This window comes from Pseudomonas fluvialis, from assembly GCF_014207935.1.
Taxonomy (GTDB): Bacteria; Pseudomonadota; Gammaproteobacteria; order Pseudomonadales; family Pseudomonadaceae; genus Aquipseudomonas; species Aquipseudomonas fluvialis_A.
This window is the reverse complement of sequence record NZ_JACHLL010000003.1, coordinates 91,266-107,954: the sequence shown is the minus strand read 5'-3', so window position 1 is coordinate 107,954 and position 16,689 is coordinate 91,266. Positions and strand designations below refer to the sequence as shown.

Sequence of the window (16,689 nt, the reverse complement as noted above, 5' to 3'; positions counted from 1 at the left end):
CTTAGCCGAGGCTGCTGATCAGTTGGGTGCCATGCAGCAGGTTGTCGGCCAGCGGGCAGCGTTGCTCGATCTGCTCCAGTAGTTTCTGTTTGCCGGCCTGGTCGAGGTCGGCATCGATACTCACCCGAATACGCAGGGCCTGAAAGCCTGGGCGCACCTGCGGATTGCGACCGAGCAGACCATCCGGGTCGTAGTCGCCCTCGATGGCGAACTGCATGCCGCGCAGTTCGAAGCGCTGCTGGTGGGCGATGAAGCGGCCAATGGTGCCGAAACAGCCGGCCACGGCGGCGAGGATCAGCTCCAGTGGCGTCGGGCCCAGCCCACTGCCGCCGGCCCCTTTGGGCTGGTCCATGATGATCTCGAGCTCACCACTGGTGATGCGGATGCACATGTCGCCGCCCATGCCGCCTTGGGCATGCAGGGTCTTGAGTGCCATGTCAGGCGTCCGTCTTGCAGGTCCTGATGCCCAGCAGGGTATAGGCCGGGCACCAGTTGAGCAGGCCGGTGGCCAGTGGCACCACGCCTATCAGTCCCCACCAGCCGATGACGCCCGCAGCCCCCAGACCGAGCAGGGCGATGCCGGCACCGATACGCAGCAGTTTGTCAGTTTTGCCTACGTTGCATTGCATGATGGTCACTCCGTGATGGCGTTGGATGAGTGCAGCTTAGAAGCTGCGACAGGCAGGTCGCTTGATATGAATCAACGCTTCTTTATATACCTGGGGGGGTATATTGGCGATGACTGTCATCTCTCTGTCATGCCTTGGTCATAGGCTCGTCGCCGTTCATTCCAAGGAGAGCATCATGCAAGCATTCAAAGCCGCCACCCTCTTGGCCATCAGCCTGATCAGCACACCGTTGCTGGCCGAGGTACAGGTTCAGGGCGAGATCGAGTACGGGATTTTCCAGAGCCAGGTACAGGACTTCGAGCCCGGGCAGCGGGTGCTGACCAACCAGCAGCAGGCGATCGAGACCACCCAGGTGATCCCGGCCAAGCTCGGTACCAAGTTCGGCCTGCGCTATCAGTTGGCTGGCAAGCGCAAGGGCGATCAGCCGCTGACCCTGCTGTATCTTACCCCGGGCGTGGTCACCCCCGACGGCCTGCGCCACGACAAGTTCGTGGTCCAGCAGGAGATGGCCGAAGCCGCCGTGGCCGACGTGATGGCGTACGAGTTCAGCGAGTACCACGAGGTGGTGCCGGGCGAGTGGCATTTCCTGGTTTTCCAGGGCGATCGCAAGCTGGTCGAACAGCGCTTCATGGTGCAATAAGGATTAATTCAGGCTGGGCGGAGGTCGATTTGGCCAATGTTCAGCACCACCCCCTAGTGCATCGCACAGATTAAGCTTGACTGCAGAGTCATTGCTTGGCAAAACTCTGAAACGTTTTAGGTACATTCGTGCCAATTTGTGCAGTGTAAGCCTGGCGTGTTCTGTGACGCTCCGATACGTGGGCGCGCAGCCGAGACAAAACAACAATAATCTTGGCGTGGGGGTTTCAATGAAAAAGCAGGTGCGCTTGCCCGCCCTGTTCTGCAAGCCATTGCAGGCGGGTGCTTTGCTGGGGATCTTGCCGCTGGTGATTGCCAGCCAGGCACAAGCGGTGGAAATCAGCCTGTTGGATGGCGAGGTCGAGGGTTCCCTCGATACCACGTTGTCATACGGCACATTGTGGCGGGTTCAAGGGCGTGATGATGTCGGTGACATCAACGCTGACGATGGCAACCGTAACTTTGATACCGGCCTTGTTTCTGAGGTGTACAAGGTCACCTCAGATCTCTCGCTGAACTATCAGAATTACGGTGCGTTCATTCGTGGTACGGCCTACTACGATACGCAGATTATGGATAAGCGTAATGATTACAACGACTTGTCTGACTCTGCAGGGCGGCCGAGCCAAGCCTATCCCAACGATGACCATTTCACTGATGAGACCCGCGATGTTGCCGGTAACAATGCCGAGGTGCTTGATGCCTATGTTTTCGGTAGCTGGGATGTCGGCGACATGCCGCTGGGCGCCAAGCTAGGTCGTCAGGTCATTAGTTGGGGAGAGGGTGTTTTCTATCGTGGAGGCATCAATACCATCAATCCGGTGGATGCGGCCAAGTACCACCTGCCTGGTTCCGAGCTTAAGGAAGTGCTGATGCCGGTCGAGGCCTTCAGCTACAACATCGGCCTGACTGAAAACCTATCGATGGAAGGTTTCTATCAGTGGACGTGGGAGGAAACCCGTCTCGATCCAGTCGGTACCTATTTTGGGGGCACTGATCTGTTTGCAGACGGTGGTAATACTGCCTACACGACAGAGAAAGATCTTGCGCCAATATTGGGTTTTTACAACCTGGCGGCTGATTTTGGGTTGGTTGGGAATGGTCCATATGGCCCGAATGCTTTCGTCGACCCAACTACAGGCACCTTTAAAGTTGCCAATATTGGCGAGGACTTGTCTGCTAGTAATGACGGTCAATTTGGTTTTGCTCTTCGTTACATTGCCGAAGAGTTGAACGCCACCGAGTTCGGCTTGTATTTCGTCAACTACCACACGAAGGAGCCGCAGCTGACTGTGGATTTGACTGGTTATGACGGGATTGATATCGCAGGCCTGACCAATATTGCGAACGCTTTGGTACCAGGAGCAGGTGCTGCGGTACCGGGCGTAGCTACCGTTGATATGGCCAGCAATGCTGTTGCACGTCGTCGCTATGTGGAAGATGTGCGGATGTATGGGTTCAGCTTTAATACCACTATGGGGGATGCCTCATTCTCTGGAGAGGTTGCCTATCGGCCAAATGCGCCGGTCGCCATCACGGCAACTGACGATATTCTGGGTGACCTGTTGATCCCTGGTGTTTTGGGGACCAGTACAGTTGCCGATAGCAATGTCGCTGCTGAAGATGCCTGTACTCCTGTCTCCGGTAAGATGCTGTGCCGTGGAGTGTTGTTTGATAACTACGAGCGGGCAGAAATGTTCAACGTCTCGTTGTCATCCATCTACAACTTCGGTCCCCGCCTGAGTTTTGACTCGCTGTTTGGTGTAGTTGAAGTCGCGTCTCAGCACATTCGTGGCAGTAGCCTGACATACACCGCTTATGATGGCAGTGAGCGCGTTTTCACCAGTTCTGCCGATAAGGCTTATGTGAAAGGCAATGGTGATGACTGGCAGGTTGACCGTGACAGTTATGGCTACACCTTGCTGCTGTCGGGTAGCTGGAACGATGTGTTCGCCGGTGTCCAGCTGTCGCCTTATGCGGTCTTCCAGCATGACTTCCAGGGCAACTCCGACCGTGTTGGCAACTTCATCGAGAACAACAAGGCCTTCACCGTGGGGATGGACGCGCTGTACCTGAACAGTTTCCAGGTCGGCCTGCAGTACACCCAGTACGATGATGGCAACAGCGGCTCCTATGACCGCGACAACGTCTCGCTGACTGGCAAGTATTCGTTCTGATCAACCGGCCCGGCCTAGCGCCGGGCTGAGTTCTGTCCTGGAGTTATCGCTATGCGTCCATCACTTTCGTTGCTTGCGGTTGCCTTGTGGCTGGCCGTGCCCGTTGCCGCAGAGGCAGCTGTTTCTGCCAGTCAGGCGGCGACCCTGAAAACCACCCTGACTCCGCTCGGTGGCGAGCGTGCCGGCAATGCCGCCGGCACCATTCCGGCCTGGACGGGCGGCCTGACCAAGGCGCCTGCTGGATATCAAGGGCCGGGCAAGCGGCATGTCGATCCCTATGCCGGCGACAAGCCGTTGTTCAGCATCACCAAGGCCAACTTGGAGCAGTACCGCGGCAATCTCACCGATGGCCAGATTGCCCTGCTCAAGTCCTACCCGGACAGCTTCAGCATGCCGGTCTATCCGACCCAGCGCAGTGCCGCGGCACCGCAGTGGGTATACGACAACACCTACAAGAATGCCACCACGGCCAAGCTGCTCGATGGCGGTAACGGGATCAGCGATGCCTACGGTGGTACGCCGTTTCCGATTCCGCAAAGTGGCGTAGAGGCGGTGTGGAACCACATCACCCGTTACCGCGGCAGCTACCTGGTACGCCGTTCTTCCGAAGCCGGTGTACAGCGCAATGGCTCCTACGCGCTGGTTACCTCGAAGAACGAGGCCAAGTTCCGCTTCTATGATCCGCAGGGCAGCTACGCCACGCTGAACAACCAGCTGTTCTACTACCTGACCTTCACCACGGCGCCGGCGCGTCTGGCCGGTGAGGGCGCGTTGGTCCACGAGATGCTCGACCAGGTCAAGGCGCCGCGTCAGGCCTGGGGCTACAGCCCGGGTCAGCGCCGTGTGCGGCGTGCGCCGACGCTGGCCTATGACACACCGATCGAGGCCACCGATGGCCTGCGCACGGCCGACGACACCGACATGTACAACGGCGCGCCGGATCGCTATGACTGGACGCTGGTTGGCAAGCAGGAAGTCTTCATCCCCTACAACAACTACCAGCTGACCAGTGCCGAAGTGAAGTACAAGGACCTGCTCACCCCGGGTCATATCAATCCCAAGTACACCCGTTACGAGCTGCACCGTGTGTGGGTGGTCGAGGGCAAGCTGAAGTCAGGCGCACGACATATCTACTCCAAGCGTCGCCTGTACCTGGACGAGGACAGCTGGAGCGCGGCGGTGGTCGACCAGTACGACGGCCGTGGCGAGCTGTGGCGCGTGTCGATGGCCTACCTGAAGACCTTCTACGAAGTGCCGACGGTATGGACCGGTCTGGATACGTTCCACGACCTGCAGGCGCGCCGCTATGGTGTGCAGTGGCTCGACAACGAGGAGAAGAGCACGGTCGACTTCAGCCAGGCAGCGCCGGATGACAGCAACTTCAGCCCCTCGGCCCTACGCCGCAAGGCCGGTCGCTGAGTGGGGGTTGCCGCGTAAATGAAAACGGCGCCCGCAGGCGCCGTTTTTTATTGCCTGACCGTTCAGGCCGTCCAGCGCTTGAGGATCAGGGTGGCGTTGGTGCCACCGAAGCCGAAGCTGTTGCTCATCACGGTATTGAGCTGCACGTTTTCACGAGTCTGCTGCACCACCGGCAGATCGGCCACTTCCGGGTCCAGCTCTTCGATATTGGCGGAGCCGGCAATGAAGTTGCCTTCCATCATCAGCATGCAGTAGATGGCTTCCTGCACGCCGGCGGCGCCCAGCGAGTGACCGGACAAGCTCTTGGTCGAGCTTAGAGGCGGGGCCTTGTCGCCGAACACTTCACGTACTGCACGACCCTCTGCGGCATCGCCGACCGGGGTGGAAGTGCCGTGGGTGTTGAGGTAGTCGATCGGGCTGTCGACGGTGGCCAGCGCCTGCTGCATGCAGCGCACGGCGCCTTCGCCGCTCGGTGCGACCATGTCGTAGCCGTCGCTGGTGGCGCCGTAGCCGACGATTTCGGCATAGATCTTGGCGCCGCGGGCGAGGGCGTGCTCCAGTTCCTCGACCACCACCATGCCGCCACCGCCGGCGATGACGAAGCCGTCACGCTTGGCGTCGTAGGCGCGAGAGGCTTTTTCCGGGGTCTCGTTGTACTGGGTGGAGAGGGCGCCCATGGCGTCGAACAGGCAGCTCTGGCTCCAGTGCTCTTCTTCGCCGCCGCCGGCGAAGACGATGTCCTGCTTGCCCATCTGGATCTGTTCCCAGGCGTGGCCGATGCAGTGAGCACTGGTGGCGCAGGCCGAGGAGATCGAGTAGTTCACACCCTTGATCTGGAACGGTGTGGCCAGACAGGCCGACACTGTGCTGCCCATGGTGCGCGGCACGCGGTATGGGCCGATGCGCTTGACGCCTTTCTCGCGCAGGGTGTCGATGGCTTCCATCTGGTTCAGCGTCGAGGCGCCGCCGGAGCCGGCTACCAGTCCGGTGCGCGGGTGGGAGACCTGCGCTTCGGTCAGGCCGGCATCGCTGATCGCCTGCTGCATCGACAGGTAGGCAAAGGCTGCTGCGTCGCCCATGAAGCGCAGGACCTTGCGGTCGATCAGCTCTTCCAGGTTGAGTTGCACCGAGCCGGAAACCTGGCTGCGCAGCCCCATCTCGGCGTAGGCCGGGTTGAAGCGGATGCCGCTCTTGCTGGCACGCAGGTTGGCGCTAACGGTGTCCTTATCGGTGCCCAGGCAGGAAACGATACCCAGACCAGTGATGACGGCGCGACGCATGGTGGAGTCCTTCAATCAGAAACTGTCGGTGGAGGTGAACAGGCCGACCCGCAGGCCTTCGGCACTGTAGATCTCGCGGCCATCGACGCTGACGGTGCCGTCGGCGATGCCGAGGATCAGTGAGCGGCTGATGGTGCGCTTGATATGAATGGTGTAGGTGAGCTTCTTGGCGGTCGGCAGGACCTGGCCGAAGAACTTCACTTCGCCCGAACCCAGGGCGCGGCCACGGCCGGGGTTGCCTTGCCAGCCGAGATAGAAGCCGACCAGCTGCCACATGGCATCCAGGCCCAGGCAGCCGGGCATGACCGGGTCGCCTTCGAAGTGGCAGGCAAAGAACCACAGGTCCGGATTGATATCCAGCTCGGCGATGATTTCGCCCTTGCCGTATTTGCCGCCCGTGTCACTGATATGGGTGATGCGATCCATCATCAGCATGTTGGGGGCCGGCAGCTGTGCGTTGCCCGGGCCAAACAGTTCGCCGCGACCACAGGCCAGCAGTTCTTCCCGGGTGTAGGCGTTCTTCTTGCTCATGCATGCTCCTCAAAGGTCCCTGTGTCAGGGCTGGGCCAATCATCCTGCGGCTGCAGAGCGGGTCTGCATGCCGTCAGCCTAGTCGTAGACTGTTGCGTTGTGGTTAAAGTCACACTGCCGCGTACAGTCGTTCACACTCTACTCGCAAGCTGCCGCACCTCGCGGCTTGTGCCTACTCGCCAAAGGTCGGGGGTGCCGTCCAGGCATGTCGTTCTGCCACGGCTGGTAGCTCGCTCGTATTGGCACGCTGGCGCAACCAGCGCTCCAGCAGATGCTGCAGGTCCAGGCGCTTGAAGGGCTTGGCCAGATAGTCATCCATGCCGGCACGTAGGCACAGCTCGCGATCACCTTGCAGGGCATTGGCGGTGAGGGCAATGATCGGGATCAAGCGTCCCTGCGCCAGCTGACGAATACGCCGGGTCGCCTCGTAGCCATCCATGTGCGGCAAGCGGCAGTCCATCAGGATCACATCGAAGTGCGTGTTGCAGACCGCCTGTACGGCGATGGCGCCATCGCCAGCCAGTTGCACGCGGTAGCCAAGGCTGCGCAGCATGGCCTCGATCACGGTCTGGTTGACCGGGTTGTCTTCCACCAGCAGCACCAGCTCACCAGCCCCCTGCGACTGCTGCTGGGCATCGCGCCTGTCGATGCGGGTCTGCCGCGGCACGAAGGGTAGGGGAATCTCAAGGGTGAACACCGAACCCTGGCCGCCGCTTTCGGCGCGCAGGGTGCCGCCCATGCGCTCGGCCAGCGTGCGGGCGATCGGCAGGCCCAGGCCGGTGCCGCCATAGCGCCGGGAAATCGAGTTGTCGGCCTGCTGGAAGGCATCGAACATGTGCTCCAGGCGCTCGGCGGGAATGCCGATGCCGCTGTCGTGCACGGCGCAGGTGAACCACAGCACCTGATCATCCAGGGCTTGCCAGTTGGCGATGACGCGGATGCCGCCGTGCTCGGTGAACTTCAGGGCGTTGCCAATCAGGTTGACCAGAATCTGCCGTATGCGCGTCGGGTCGCCCTGGGTTTCCATGTTTTCCAGCCCGGGTTGAACTTCCAGGCTCAGGCTGAGGTGGCGCTGCTGGGCGCTGTGCAGGAACACCTGCACCGAACTTTGCAGCAGATCGCCGAGGTCGAAGGCAATGCGCTCCAGCTCCAGAGCATCACGCTCGATGCGCGAGAAGTCGAGGATGTCGTTGATCACCTTGAGCAGGTGTTCGGTGGATTCGGTCGCCAGCGCCGTGTACTCGGCCTGCTCGCTGTTCATCTCGGTGGTTTCCAGCAGCTGCAGCATGCCCAGTACGCCATTCATGGGCGTGCGCAGCTCATGGCTCATCATGGCGAGGAATTCGGACTTGGCGCGGTTGGCCTGCTCGGCTTCCTCGCGTGCCAGGGTCAGTTGCTCGATGGCATGGCTCTGCTCGCGGCTGGCCGTTTCCAGCGCATTGGCCAGGGCATTGATATGGCGGGCCAGAGTGCCCAGCTCGCCGTCGTCGTTGACTGGCAGTTCCTGGCCATAGTCACCGCTCTGCAGCGAATGCACCGCCGCGCCCATGGCGGCAATCGGCCGCGACAGGCTCATGGCCAGACGGCGGGCGAGCAGAAAGGTCAGCAGCAGGGCGAGCAGGCCGATGGCGCCGGCCTTGGCGAGGATTTCCTGCTGGCGGCTGTTGAAATCGTCGCTGGAAATACCGACCACCACTCGGCCGAGGGTGACGGCCTGATTGCCCATGACCGGGGCCTGGAATACCTGCAGTTGATCGTTGCTGGCGGGCTGGGCCTGCTCGACATACACCAGCAGGCGGTTTTCCGTGTCGCGCACTTCGAGGAAGCGCACCTTGGCGGTTTCCAGGGTGGCTTGTAGCAGTTCGCCGAGCTGCCCGAGATTGTGGTTCTGCAGGGCATATTCGCTGGCCGGCGCCAGCTGGTTGGCGATCAGCTGGCCGGTCTGGTTGATCTCGGTGCGCAGGTCGTGCAGGCGCGTATAGGTGAAGAACGCGGTGAGGATCAGGGTCAGCAGCAGTGCCGGACCGAGGCTGATCAGTTGGGTGCGAACATGGATGTCGCCCTGGTTGAGCAGCTTCACGGAATGGCCGCTCCCAGGCGGGCGTGGCAATGCGGCAGGCAGCGGGTGGGCTGAAGCATGGCAAATCCGATCCATCGGGCAGGTTTTGGCATGTTAACCGACCTGGCTGCATTTGCCAGCCAGGCCGGCAGTGCGCGGAACTGGCTGCGCCGGGCTGGCAACGTATAATGCCCGGCATGGATCGACTGCTGGCCTACGATGGAAACCCTATGACAGAACAACTTCCGCTTGGCGTACTCCCAATTGGCGTGCTGGGTGGCGGCAGCTTCGGTACCGCTCTGGCCAACCTGATGGCCGAGAACGGCCTGCCCGTCCTGCAATGGATGCGCGACCCCGAGCAGGTGGCTGCCATCGAGCAGACCCGTGAGAACCCGCGTTACCTCAAGGGCATCAAGGTGCATGCCGGGGTCACGCCCACGGCCGACCTGCAGCGCGTGCTGGATGGCTGCGAGCTGCTGCTGGTGGCCATTCCCTCCAGCGCCCTGCGCAAGGTGCTGCAACCGGTTGCCGCGCAGCTGGCCGGCAAGTTTCTGGTCAGCACCACCAAGGGCATCGAGGCCGACAGCTTTCTGCTGATGAGCCAGATTATCGAGTCGATTGCGCCCGAGGCCCGCATCGGGGTGATATCCGGCCCGAACCTGGCCCGCGAGATTGCCGAACATGCGCTCACGGCCACCGTGGTGGCCAGCGAGGACGAAGAACTTTGCCAGCGCGTGCAGAGAGCCCTGCATGGCCCGCGCTTTCGCGTTTATGCCAGTCGCGATCGCTTCGGTGCCGAGCTTGGCGGAGCACTGAAGAATGTCTACGCGATCATGGCCGGCATGGCTGCCGCGCTGGGCATGGGCGAGAACACCAAGAGCATGCTGATTACCCGCGCGCTGGCGGAAATGACCCGCTTTGCCGTCAAACTCGGCGCCAACCCGATGACCTTTCTCGGCCTGTCGGGCGTTGGCGACCTGATCGTTACCTGCTCGTCCCCCAAGAGCCGCAACTATCAGGTGGGTTTTGCTCTGGGCCAGGGCCTCAGTCTGGAAGAGGCGGTATCGCGCCTGGGCGAGGTGGCCGAAGGCGTCAATACCCTGCGTGTGCTCAAGGCCCGCGCCGAACAGTTGCAGGTCTACATGCCGCTGGTCAGTGGTCTGCATGCGATCCTGTTCGAAGGTCGTACCTTGCAGCAGGTGATCGGCCTGCTGATGAGCGGTGAGCCGAAGACCGATGTGGACTTCATCACGGCTGATGACTTCTAGCAGGCTGTTGAAAAACTACCTGCGTTGCCATCGCGGTGTTAAAAACAGGCTCAAAATGCTCATTTACCATTCGTAAACTGCGCTTTTTCGCCTGTTTTTGCCTTGCGCTGGCTGCCTCGCCAACGCTTTTCAACAGCCTGCTAGGCGACGGATGTAGGCTGACAGTTTCTAACCTGTGGAGGTGTTTATGAGCGAGCCGGAAAAGCAACTCGAACGTGAATCGATGGGGCTGCGCATTGTCTGGATGCTGGTGTTTGTCGTGGTCTGGCAACTGGCGGAAATTCTGCTCGGCGCGGTGGTGCTGTTGCAGCTGGGTTATCGCATCTTCTACGGTGCGCCGAGTGCTGCGCTGCTCGGGTTTGGTGACAGCCTGAGCCAGTACCTGGCGCAGATCGGCCGTTTCGGCACCTTCAACAGTGACGAAAAGCCCTGGCCCTTTGCCGATTGGCCGGTGCCTGCCGCACCGCAGGGTGAAGCACCCCATGTGATCGAGCCGGCACCGCACCCGGTGCGTGACGAAGAACCCAAGTTGTGAAGCTCTGGCTGCTGCGTCATGGCGAGGCGGAGCCGCATGCTGCCAGTGATGCGCAGCGGCGCCTGACCGAGCGCGGCATCCGCGAAGTCCGCCAGAGTGCCGAGCAACTGCGTGGCGCCGGCGTGCAGCGGGTGCTGGTCAGTCCTTACCGGCGAGCCCAGGAAACCGCGCAGCTGGTGATGCAGGTGACGGGGCTTGATTGCCCGCTGGTAACGGTCGACTGGCTGACCCCGGACACCGACCCGCAGCGGGTCATCAATCAGCTCGATGACAGTGCCGAGATCCAGCTGCTGGTGGCCCACCAGCCGCTGCTGGGTGAACTGGCCGGCCTGCTGCTGCATGGCCATCGGGGTGATCCGCTGCCGTTTCGCACCGCCGGCCTGCTGGCGCTGCAGGGGCCGGCAGCCATGGCCGGGTTGATGGAGCGCTGCCGCGACTAAACGTTGGCCGTTTTAACGGCGGTCATTGTTGCGGCAGTGGATCAATGCGTTGCCATTTGTAAGCACCGGCAGCCTGTCGGTGCTTTCCATCTTTCCTGCGCGCGCAGGAAAACCTCTTTCTTATCAAATGCCTAACCTGAAATGCCGGCGGCTGCCTGGCCGTTGCGCGGTATATGATTAGCCGATTTGTGCTGGCCTGGGCACTTGCCAGTCACTCTCTGTCCGTGGAATAGTCAAACCAAGCAAGTGCTTGGTAGTTCCCGATAAAAACGACAAAGGGAGAGTGCCCCGTGGTTACTGCTGTCCGTTTACCGCTGGATTGGTTTTACGAGCGCGAAGCGCAACATCCGAACAAGCGTTACCTGGTCCAGCCCATGGGCGGCGGACAGCTGCAGGAACTGACCTGGGGCGAGGTCGGCGAACAGGCGCGGCGCGCGGCCAACTGGCTGCGGGCGCTGGAGCTGCCGCAGGGCAGCCGCGTGGCAATCATCTCGAAGAACTGCGCGCACTGGATCATTGCCGACCTGGCGATCTGGATGGCCGGGCATGTGTCGGTGCCGCTGTACCCCAATCTCACCGCCGAATCGGTGCGCCAGGTGCTGGAGCATGCCGAGGTGCAGGTAGCCTTCATCGGCAAGCTCGATGAATGGCCGGCCATGGCGCCGGGGGTGGGCGAGCATATCCGTACCGTCGCGCTGCCGCTGCACCCGCACGGGCGCTTTCATGCCATGTGGGACGAACTGCAGGAAGGCTCGCCGATCCAGGACAGCCCGCGGCCCGCGGCCGATCAGCTGGCCACCATCATCTACACCTCCGGCACCACCGGCATGCCCAAGGGCGTGATGCACAATTTCAGCAACTTCGGCTTTGCCGCCAGCCATGCCATCGAGCTGTTTGGCGTGGGACCGGAGGATCGTCTGCTGTCCTATCTGCCGCTGTGCCATGTGGCCGAACGCATGTTTGTCGAGATGGCCTCGATCTACGCCGGACAGACCATCTTCTTTGCCGAGAGCCTGGACACCTTCGTGCACGACCTCAAGCGTGCCCGCCCGACCGTATTTTTCGCCGTTCCACGCATCTGGACCAAGTTCCACATGGGCGTACTGGCCAAGATGCCGGCCAAGCGCCTGGACTTCCTACTCGGCCTGCCGCTGTTGGGTAAGATCTTTGGGCGCAAGGTGCTCGCCGGGCTTGGGCTGGATGCGGTGAAGTTCGCCCTCTCCGGTGCCGCGCCGGTGCCCAAGGAGCTGCTCAACTGGTACCGCCGCCTAGGCCTGGAGCTGCAGGAGGTGTACGGCATGACCGAGAACTGTGGCTATTCCCACGTCTGTCGTCCGGGCCAGTACCGTGAAGGCTGGATCGGGCAGAACTGTCCGGGCGTGGAAGTGCGCATCAGCGAGCAGGGCGAGGTGCAGGTGCGCAGCGGCTCGACCATGCAGGGCTACTACAAGGAAGCCGAGAAAACTGCCGATGCACTGACGGTCGACGGCTTCCTGCGTACCGGTGACAAGGGCGAGCAGGACGAGCAGGGCAACCTGCGCCTGACCGGGCGGATCAAGGAAATCTTCAAGACCACCAAAGGCAAGTACGTGGCACCGGCGCCCATCGAGAACAAGCTGGCCGTGCATGACCGCATCGAGCAGGTCTGCGTGGTCGGCGATGGTCTGCCGCAGCCGCTGGCGCTGTGTGTGCTGTCCGAGGTGGGGCGCAGCGAGGCCGGCAGCCATGCCCGTGAGGTGCTCGAGGCCAGCCTCAAGCGCCTGCTCGCGGAGGTCAATGCCGAGCTGGATCAGCATGAGCAGCTGCAGCGCATCGTGCTGGTCAAGGATATCTGGGCGGTGGAGAACGGCTTCCTCACCCCGACCCTGAAGATCAAGCGCAACGTCATCGAGGGCGCCTACGGCGAGCGTTTCCAGCAGTGGGCCGAAAACCGTGATCCGTTGCACTGGCACGACGAGGAACACGCATGAGCATCTGGCAGCGGACTCCCGACCTGGCCGCGTTAAACGCCACCCTCAAGGGCAACATCGGCGAGTTGCTCGATATCCGTTTCGACGACTTCGGCGATGACTGGCTGAGCGCCAGCATGGTGGTCGATACCCGTACCCATCAGCCTTACGGCATCCTGCACGGTGGCGCCTCGGTGGTGCTGGCCGAGACCCTGGGCTCCACGGCCAGTTACCTGTGCATCGACAGCAGTCGCTATTACTGCGTAGGGCTGGAGGTCAACGCCAACCACCTGCGCAGCCTGCGCGACGGTCGTGTCAGCGCCGTGGCGCGGCCGGTGCACCTGGGGCGTACCACCCATGTGTGGGATCTGCGCCTGTGCGGTGAAGATGGCAAGGCCAGCTGCATCAGCCGGCTGACCATGGCCATTGTCGCGCTCGGCGAGCGGACACCGGACTGACCATGCACGCGGCGGCAGTCCGGCCATTCGGCCTGCTGCTGCCGATTGCCGCTGCCCGGGTCCTGCCGGACAATGCCTGCTTTCCGTCCATGAAACCTGTCGCATGAGCTCACCGATCTTCTTTGCCCACGCCAACGGCTTCCCCAGTGCCACCTACGGCAAGCTGCTCGATGCGCTGAGTCCGGACTACGCCGTGCTGCACCTGGAACAGCATGCCCACGATCCGCGCTTCCCGGTGGATGACAACTGGGACAATCTGGTCGAGGAACTGCTCACCCACCTGCGCGAGCTGGAGCAGCCGGTCTGGGGTGTCGGTCATTCGCTTGGCGGTGTGCTGCACTACCACGCGGCATTGCGTCATCCCGAACTCTATCGCGGGGTGGTGATGCTCGACTCGCCGGTGCTCACCCGTCTCGATCAGTGGGTGATCCGCCTGGCCAAGGGGCTGGGTCTGATTGATCGCATTACTCCGGCCGGCCGTACCCTCGGGCGTCGTGAGCAGTTTGCCGATGCGGCCGAGGCGCGTGCCTACTTTGCCGGCAAGAGCCTGTTCCAACGCTTCGATCCCGCCTGCCTGGAGGCCTATGTGCAGCATGCGCTGGTGGCCGATGGCGAGCAGGGGCTGCGTCTCAAGTTCGATCCGAGCACCGAAATCAGCATCTACCGCAGCGTGCCGCACCGCAGCCCGGGCCGGCCGCAGCAGGTCGAGCTGCCGCTGGCCGTGGTGCGTGGGCGGCACAGCCAGGTGGTATTGCCGCACCATGCCCGCTCGGTGCGACAGATGGCGCGCGGTGAGTCCCATGCCTTGCCCGGTGGCCACATGTTCCCGCTGGAACGCCCGGAACAGACCGCCGAGCTGCTCAAGAGCCTGCTGCAGCGCTGGCAACAAGACGAGGAGCAGCCATGACGGCGCAGATCGAGGAAGTCCGTTTCAACCTGCCGCACATCGAGCTGGCCGCTCATCTGTATGGTCCGGCCGATGGCCTGCCGGTGATTGCCCTGCACGGCTGGCTGGATAACGCCGCCAGTTTCAGCCATCTGGCGCCGCGCCTGCCGGGCCTTCGCATCGTGGCGCTGGACCAGGCCGGGCATGGCCATTCCTCTCACCGCGCCCCCGGTTCCGGCTACCAGTTGTGGGATTACGCACTGGATGTGCTGCTGGTGGCCGATCAGCTGGGCTGGCAGAAGTTCGCGCTGCTCGGTCATTCCATGGGCGCCATCGTTTCCCTGCTGCTGGCTGGTGCCGTGCCAGAGCGCATCAGTCGTCTGGCGCTGATCGACGGGTTGATTCCCTACACCGGCGAGGCCGCTCAGGCACCGCAGAAACTCGGTGAAGCCCTGCGCGCGCAACTGGCCCTGGCCGGTAAGCAGAAGCCGGTATACGCCGAGATCGAACAGGCGATCCAGGCACGCATGAAGGGCGTCGGTGCGGTGTCCCACGAGGCCGCCTCGCGGCTGGCGCAACGTGGCCTGATGCCGGTTGCAGGCGGCTACACCTGGCGTACCGACAGCCGCCTGACCCTGCCGTCGCCGCTGCGCCTGACCCGCGCCCATGCCGTGGCTTTTCTCGATGCCGTGCAGTGCCCGCTTAGCCTGGTGCTGGCGGAGCAGGGCATGCTGCTGGTGGAGCCGCGCTTTACCGAAGTACTGGAAGGTCGTCCCTTCACCGTGCAGCGACTGCCCGGCGGGCATCATCTGCACCTGGACAGCGCCGCCGGCGCCCAGGTCGTCGCAGACTGTTTCAATCCGTTCTTCGCCGGGCCTTGACGGCACGCCAGCGAGTACCGACCCTCTGAGGTATTCGCTGGCGCGCGCCAGCTCCGGAGACTGCCTGATGATCGAGCTCTACACCGCCGCCACGCCCAATGGCCAGAAAATCTCCATCGCCCTGGAAGAACTGGGCCTGCCGTACCGGGTGCATGCCTTGTCCTTCGACAGGAAGGAGCAGAAGGCGCCCGAGTACCTGAAGATCAACCCCAACGGCCGCATTCCGGCGATCGTTGATACCGAGAGTGAAGATTTTGCCGTGTTCGAATCCGGCGCCATCCTGCTCTATCTGGCGGAGAAGACCGGCCAGCTGATGCCGGCCGATGCCAAGGGGCGTTCCACGGTGATCCAGTGGCTGATGTTCCAGATGGGCGGGGTAGGGCCCATGCAGGGCCAGGCCAATGTGTTCTTCCGCTACTTTCCGGAAAAGCTGCAGGGCGCCATCGACCGCTACCAGAACGAAACCCGCCGCCTGTACGAGGTGCTCGACACCCGTCTGGGCGAGGTCGAGTACCTGGCAGGCGACTACAGCATTGCCGACATAGCCACCTATCCCTGGGTGCGCATTCACGACTGGTCCGGGGTATCCGTGGATGGTCTGCCTCACCTGCAGCGCTGGATGGACGCGCTGGCGGCGCGGCCGGCGGTCCAGCGCGGGCTGCAAGTGCCGCAGCGCGAGCCGGATGCGGCCGCGGTGATCAAATCCGCGCAATCCATGCTGGCGCGCTAAGCGAGTTATCGATGCCTTATCTGTTGCTGGTTCTGTTGTTGCTGGCCACGCCTTTGCGCGCGGGGCCTGGGATTGCCGCTCTGCCGGCGCCGGCCCACGCCAGCCTGATTGCTCAGGATGACCTGGCTGAGGCCGAGCGCTTCTATCCGATGTCGGCCCTGCGCCGCATCAGCAACCAGGCGCGTGCCGAGCTGCGTCTGGAGGTCGAGGGGCGTCTGATCCGTCAGACCTACCAACTGGCCAGCGGCCATTCCGCCCAGCAGGCTTTTGATCAGTTGCGCACCTCGCTGCAGGGCGAGGCGGATCTGTTGTTCTGGTGCGAGGGGCGCGACTGCGGTGCCAGCAGCCTGTGGGCCAACGCGGTGTTTGCCCGCGCCGACCTGTCGGCGCCGGATGACCAGCAACTCTTCACGCTGTGGCGCCTGCGTGAACAGCCGCAGACGGTCCTGGCCCTGTATGCGGTAAACCGGGCCAATCGTCGCTCATACTTGCATGTCGAACAGCTGCAGACCGGCAGCTCCCTGGCCGAACTGCTGCCGACGGCCGCCACCTGGCTGCGTCAGCTGCGCGAGGATGGCGAGCTGCAATTGCCGGCGTCGGCCCAGGCACCGGTCGAGCCCTGGCTGGCGCTGCTGGTGCGTACCCTGCGTCTGGACAGCACCCTGCGTGTGGCCCTGCAGGGCGAGCAGGCCGAAGCCTGGCAGGCGGCTCTGCTGGCAGGTGGCATCCGGGCTCAGCGCCTGACTGTGTTGGCTGCTACTGAGGCTGGCACAGGTCTACGCTTGCAGCGACAGTAAGTAGTGCAACC

The 16,689-nt window shown here is 62.5% G+C and carries 17 protein-coding genes; 12 read left to right on the top strand and 5 right to left on the bottom strand.

Annotation, left to right across the window (positions count from 1 at the left end; all coding sequences use genetic code 11):
* Position 1: 1 nt before the first annotated feature.
* Positions 2–436 carry an OsmC family protein gene (locus HNP49_RS09495; protein WP_184682703.1) on the bottom strand — a complete coding sequence of 145 codons (435 nt, stop codon included), beginning with the start codon at positions 434–436 and terminating at the stop codon, positions 2–4.
* A gap of 1 nt (position 437) precedes the next feature.
* Complete coding sequence (locus tag HNP49_RS09490) at positions 438–629, bottom strand: DUF2892 domain-containing protein (RefSeq protein WP_184682701.1); 192 nt, start codon at positions 627–629, stop codon at positions 438–440.
* A 175-nt stretch (positions 630–804) separates the two neighbouring features.
* Here HNP49_RS09490 and HNP49_RS09485 point away from each other — a divergent pair, with 175 nt between their 5' ends.
* The 3 genes from HNP49_RS09485 (at position 805) to HNP49_RS09475 (ending at position 4,864) form a co-directional block, all read left to right on the top strand.
* On the top strand, positions 805–1,269 hold the full coding sequence (locus HNP49_RS09485) for a DUF3859 domain-containing protein (protein ID WP_184682699.1): 465 nt from the start codon (positions 805–807) through the stop codon (positions 1,267–1,269).
* Positions 1,270–1,498: 229 nt separating this feature from the next.
* Positions 1,499–3,445: a DUF1302 domain-containing protein gene (locus HNP49_RS09480; RefSeq protein WP_184682697.1), complete on the top strand. Its 1,947-nt coding sequence runs from the start codon at positions 1,499–1,501 to the stop codon at positions 3,443–3,445.
* Between the two features lie 51 nt (positions 3,446–3,496).
* Positions 3,497–4,864, top strand: coding sequence for a DUF1329 domain-containing protein (locus HNP49_RS09475; protein ID WP_184682695.1), 1,368 nt, complete (start codon positions 3,497–3,499; stop codon positions 4,862–4,864).
* Positions 4,865–4,926: 62 nt separating this feature from the next.
* Here the strand turns inward: HNP49_RS09475 and fabB are convergent, their stop codons facing one another.
* The 3 genes from fabB to HNP49_RS09460 all read right to left on the bottom strand — a co-directional run bounded on the left by fabB (position 4,927) and on the right by HNP49_RS09460 (position 8,755).
* Positions 4,927–6,144: a beta-ketoacyl-ACP synthase I gene (fabB, locus tag HNP49_RS09470; protein ID WP_184682693.1), complete on the bottom strand. Its 1,218-nt coding sequence runs from the start codon at positions 6,142–6,144 to the stop codon at positions 4,927–4,929.
* A gap of 15 nt (positions 6,145–6,159) precedes the next feature.
* Positions 6,160–6,675, bottom strand: coding sequence for a 3-hydroxyacyl-[acyl-carrier-protein] dehydratase FabA (gene fabA, locus HNP49_RS09465; RefSeq protein ID WP_184682691.1), 516 nt, complete (start codon positions 6,673–6,675; stop codon positions 6,160–6,162).
* A gap of 172 nt (positions 6,676–6,847) precedes the next feature.
* Entirely contained in the window at positions 6,848–8,755 is a 1,908-nt protein-coding gene (locus HNP49_RS09460) for a response regulator (protein WP_311772096.1), read from the bottom strand.
* Between the two features lie 209 nt (positions 8,756–8,964).
* Here HNP49_RS09460 and HNP49_RS09455 point away from each other — a divergent pair, with 209 nt between their 5' ends.
* From HNP49_RS09455 to HNP49_RS09415, 9 genes are all read left to right on the top strand, one after another.
* Positions 8,965–10,002 carry an NAD(P)H-dependent glycerol-3-phosphate dehydrogenase gene (locus HNP49_RS09455; protein ID WP_184682688.1) on the top strand — a complete coding sequence of 346 codons (1,038 nt, stop codon included), beginning with the start codon at positions 8,965–8,967 and terminating at the stop codon, positions 10,000–10,002.
* Positions 10,003–10,189: 187 nt separating this feature from the next.
* Positions 10,190–10,537: a DUF4389 domain-containing protein gene (locus HNP49_RS09450; RefSeq protein ID WP_184682687.1), complete on the top strand. Its 348-nt coding sequence runs from the start codon at positions 10,190–10,192 to the stop codon at positions 10,535–10,537.
* Positions 10,534–10,977, top strand: coding sequence for a phosphohistidine phosphatase SixA (gene sixA, locus HNP49_RS09445; protein WP_184682686.1), 444 nt, complete (start codon positions 10,534–10,536; stop codon positions 10,975–10,977). Before HNP49_RS09450 ends, sixA begins: the two co-directional genes overlap by 4 nt.
* A 290-nt stretch (positions 10,978–11,267) precedes the next feature.
* The gene (locus HNP49_RS09440) at positions 11,268–12,947 is read left to right on the top strand and encodes an AMP-binding protein (RefSeq protein WP_184682685.1); all 1,680 of its coding nucleotides are present in this window, start codon (positions 11,268–11,270) and stop codon (positions 12,945–12,947) included.
* Positions 12,944–13,384, top strand: coding sequence for a hotdog fold thioesterase (locus HNP49_RS09435; RefSeq protein ID WP_184682684.1), 441 nt, complete (start codon positions 12,944–12,946; stop codon positions 13,382–13,384). Before HNP49_RS09440 ends, HNP49_RS09435 begins: the two co-directional genes overlap by 4 nt.
* Positions 13,385–13,487: 103 nt before the next feature.
* Positions 13,488–14,291 (top strand): alpha/beta fold hydrolase, encoded by an 804-nt coding sequence (locus HNP49_RS09430; protein WP_184682683.1) that lies wholly within the window; start codon positions 13,488–13,490, stop codon positions 14,289–14,291.
* Positions 14,288–15,151, top strand: coding sequence for an alpha/beta hydrolase (locus HNP49_RS09425; protein ID WP_184682682.1), 864 nt, complete (start codon positions 14,288–14,290; stop codon positions 15,149–15,151). Before HNP49_RS09430 ends, HNP49_RS09425 begins: the two co-directional genes overlap by 4 nt.
* 67 nt (positions 15,152–15,218) lie before the next feature.
* Complete coding sequence (locus tag HNP49_RS09420; protein WP_184682681.1) at positions 15,219–15,881, top strand: glutathione S-transferase family protein; 663 nt, start codon at positions 15,219–15,221, stop codon at positions 15,879–15,881.
* Positions 15,882–15,892: 11 nt separating this feature from the next.
* A complete protein-coding gene (locus tag HNP49_RS09415; RefSeq protein WP_184682679.1) occupies positions 15,893–16,678 on the top strand; it encodes a DUF4892 domain-containing protein in 786 nt (261 codons plus the stop codon).
* Positions 16,679–16,689 lie beyond the last annotated feature (11 nt).

Excerpts from the sequence above, each read along its gene's own strand:
- HNP49_RS09480 (WP_184682697.1), top strand. The coding sequence starts at position 1,499 with ATGAAAAAGCAGGTGCGCTTGCCCGCCCTGTTCTGCAAGCCATTGCAG.
- fabB (WP_184682693.1), bottom strand. The coding sequence starts at position 6,144 with ATGCGTCGCGCCGTCATCACTGGTCTGGGTATCGTTTCCTGCCTGGGC.
- HNP49_RS09475 (WP_184682695.1), top strand. The coding sequence starts at position 3,497 with ATGCGTCCATCACTTTCGTTGCTTGCGGTTGCCTTGTGGCTGGCCGTG.
- HNP49_RS09450 (WP_184682687.1), top strand. The coding sequence starts at position 10,190 with ATGAGCGAGCCGGAAAAGCAACTCGAACGTGAATCGATGGGGCTGCGC.
- HNP49_RS09435 (WP_184682684.1), top strand. The coding sequence starts at position 12,944 with ATGAGCATCTGGCAGCGGACTCCCGACCTGGCCGCGTTAAACGCCACC.
- HNP49_RS09455 (WP_184682688.1), top strand. The coding sequence starts at position 8,965 with ATGACAGAACAACTTCCGCTTGGCGTACTCCCAATTGGCGTGCTGGGT.
- HNP49_RS09415 (WP_184682679.1), top strand. The coding sequence starts at position 15,893 with ATGCCTTATCTGTTGCTGGTTCTGTTGTTGCTGGCCACGCCTTTGCGC.
- HNP49_RS09495 (WP_184682703.1), bottom strand. The coding sequence starts at position 436 with ATGGCACTCAAGACCCTGCATGCCCAAGGCGGCATGGGCGGCGACATG.
- HNP49_RS09425 (WP_184682682.1), top strand. The coding sequence starts at position 14,288 with ATGACGGCGCAGATCGAGGAAGTCCGTTTCAACCTGCCGCACATCGAG.
- HNP49_RS09485 (WP_184682699.1), top strand. The coding sequence starts at position 805 with ATGCAAGCATTCAAAGCCGCCACCCTCTTGGCCATCAGCCTGATCAGC.
- HNP49_RS09430 (WP_184682683.1), top strand. The coding sequence starts at position 13,488 with ATGAGCTCACCGATCTTCTTTGCCCACGCCAACGGCTTCCCCAGTGCC.
- HNP49_RS09490 (WP_184682701.1), bottom strand. The coding sequence starts at position 629 with ATGCAATGCAACGTAGGCAAAACTGACAAACTGCTGCGTATCGGTGCC.
- HNP49_RS09420 (WP_184682681.1), top strand. The coding sequence starts at position 15,219 with ATGATCGAGCTCTACACCGCCGCCACGCCCAATGGCCAGAAAATCTCC.
- fabA (WP_184682691.1), bottom strand. The coding sequence starts at position 6,675 with ATGAGCAAGAAGAACGCCTACACCCGGGAAGAACTGCTGGCCTGTGGT.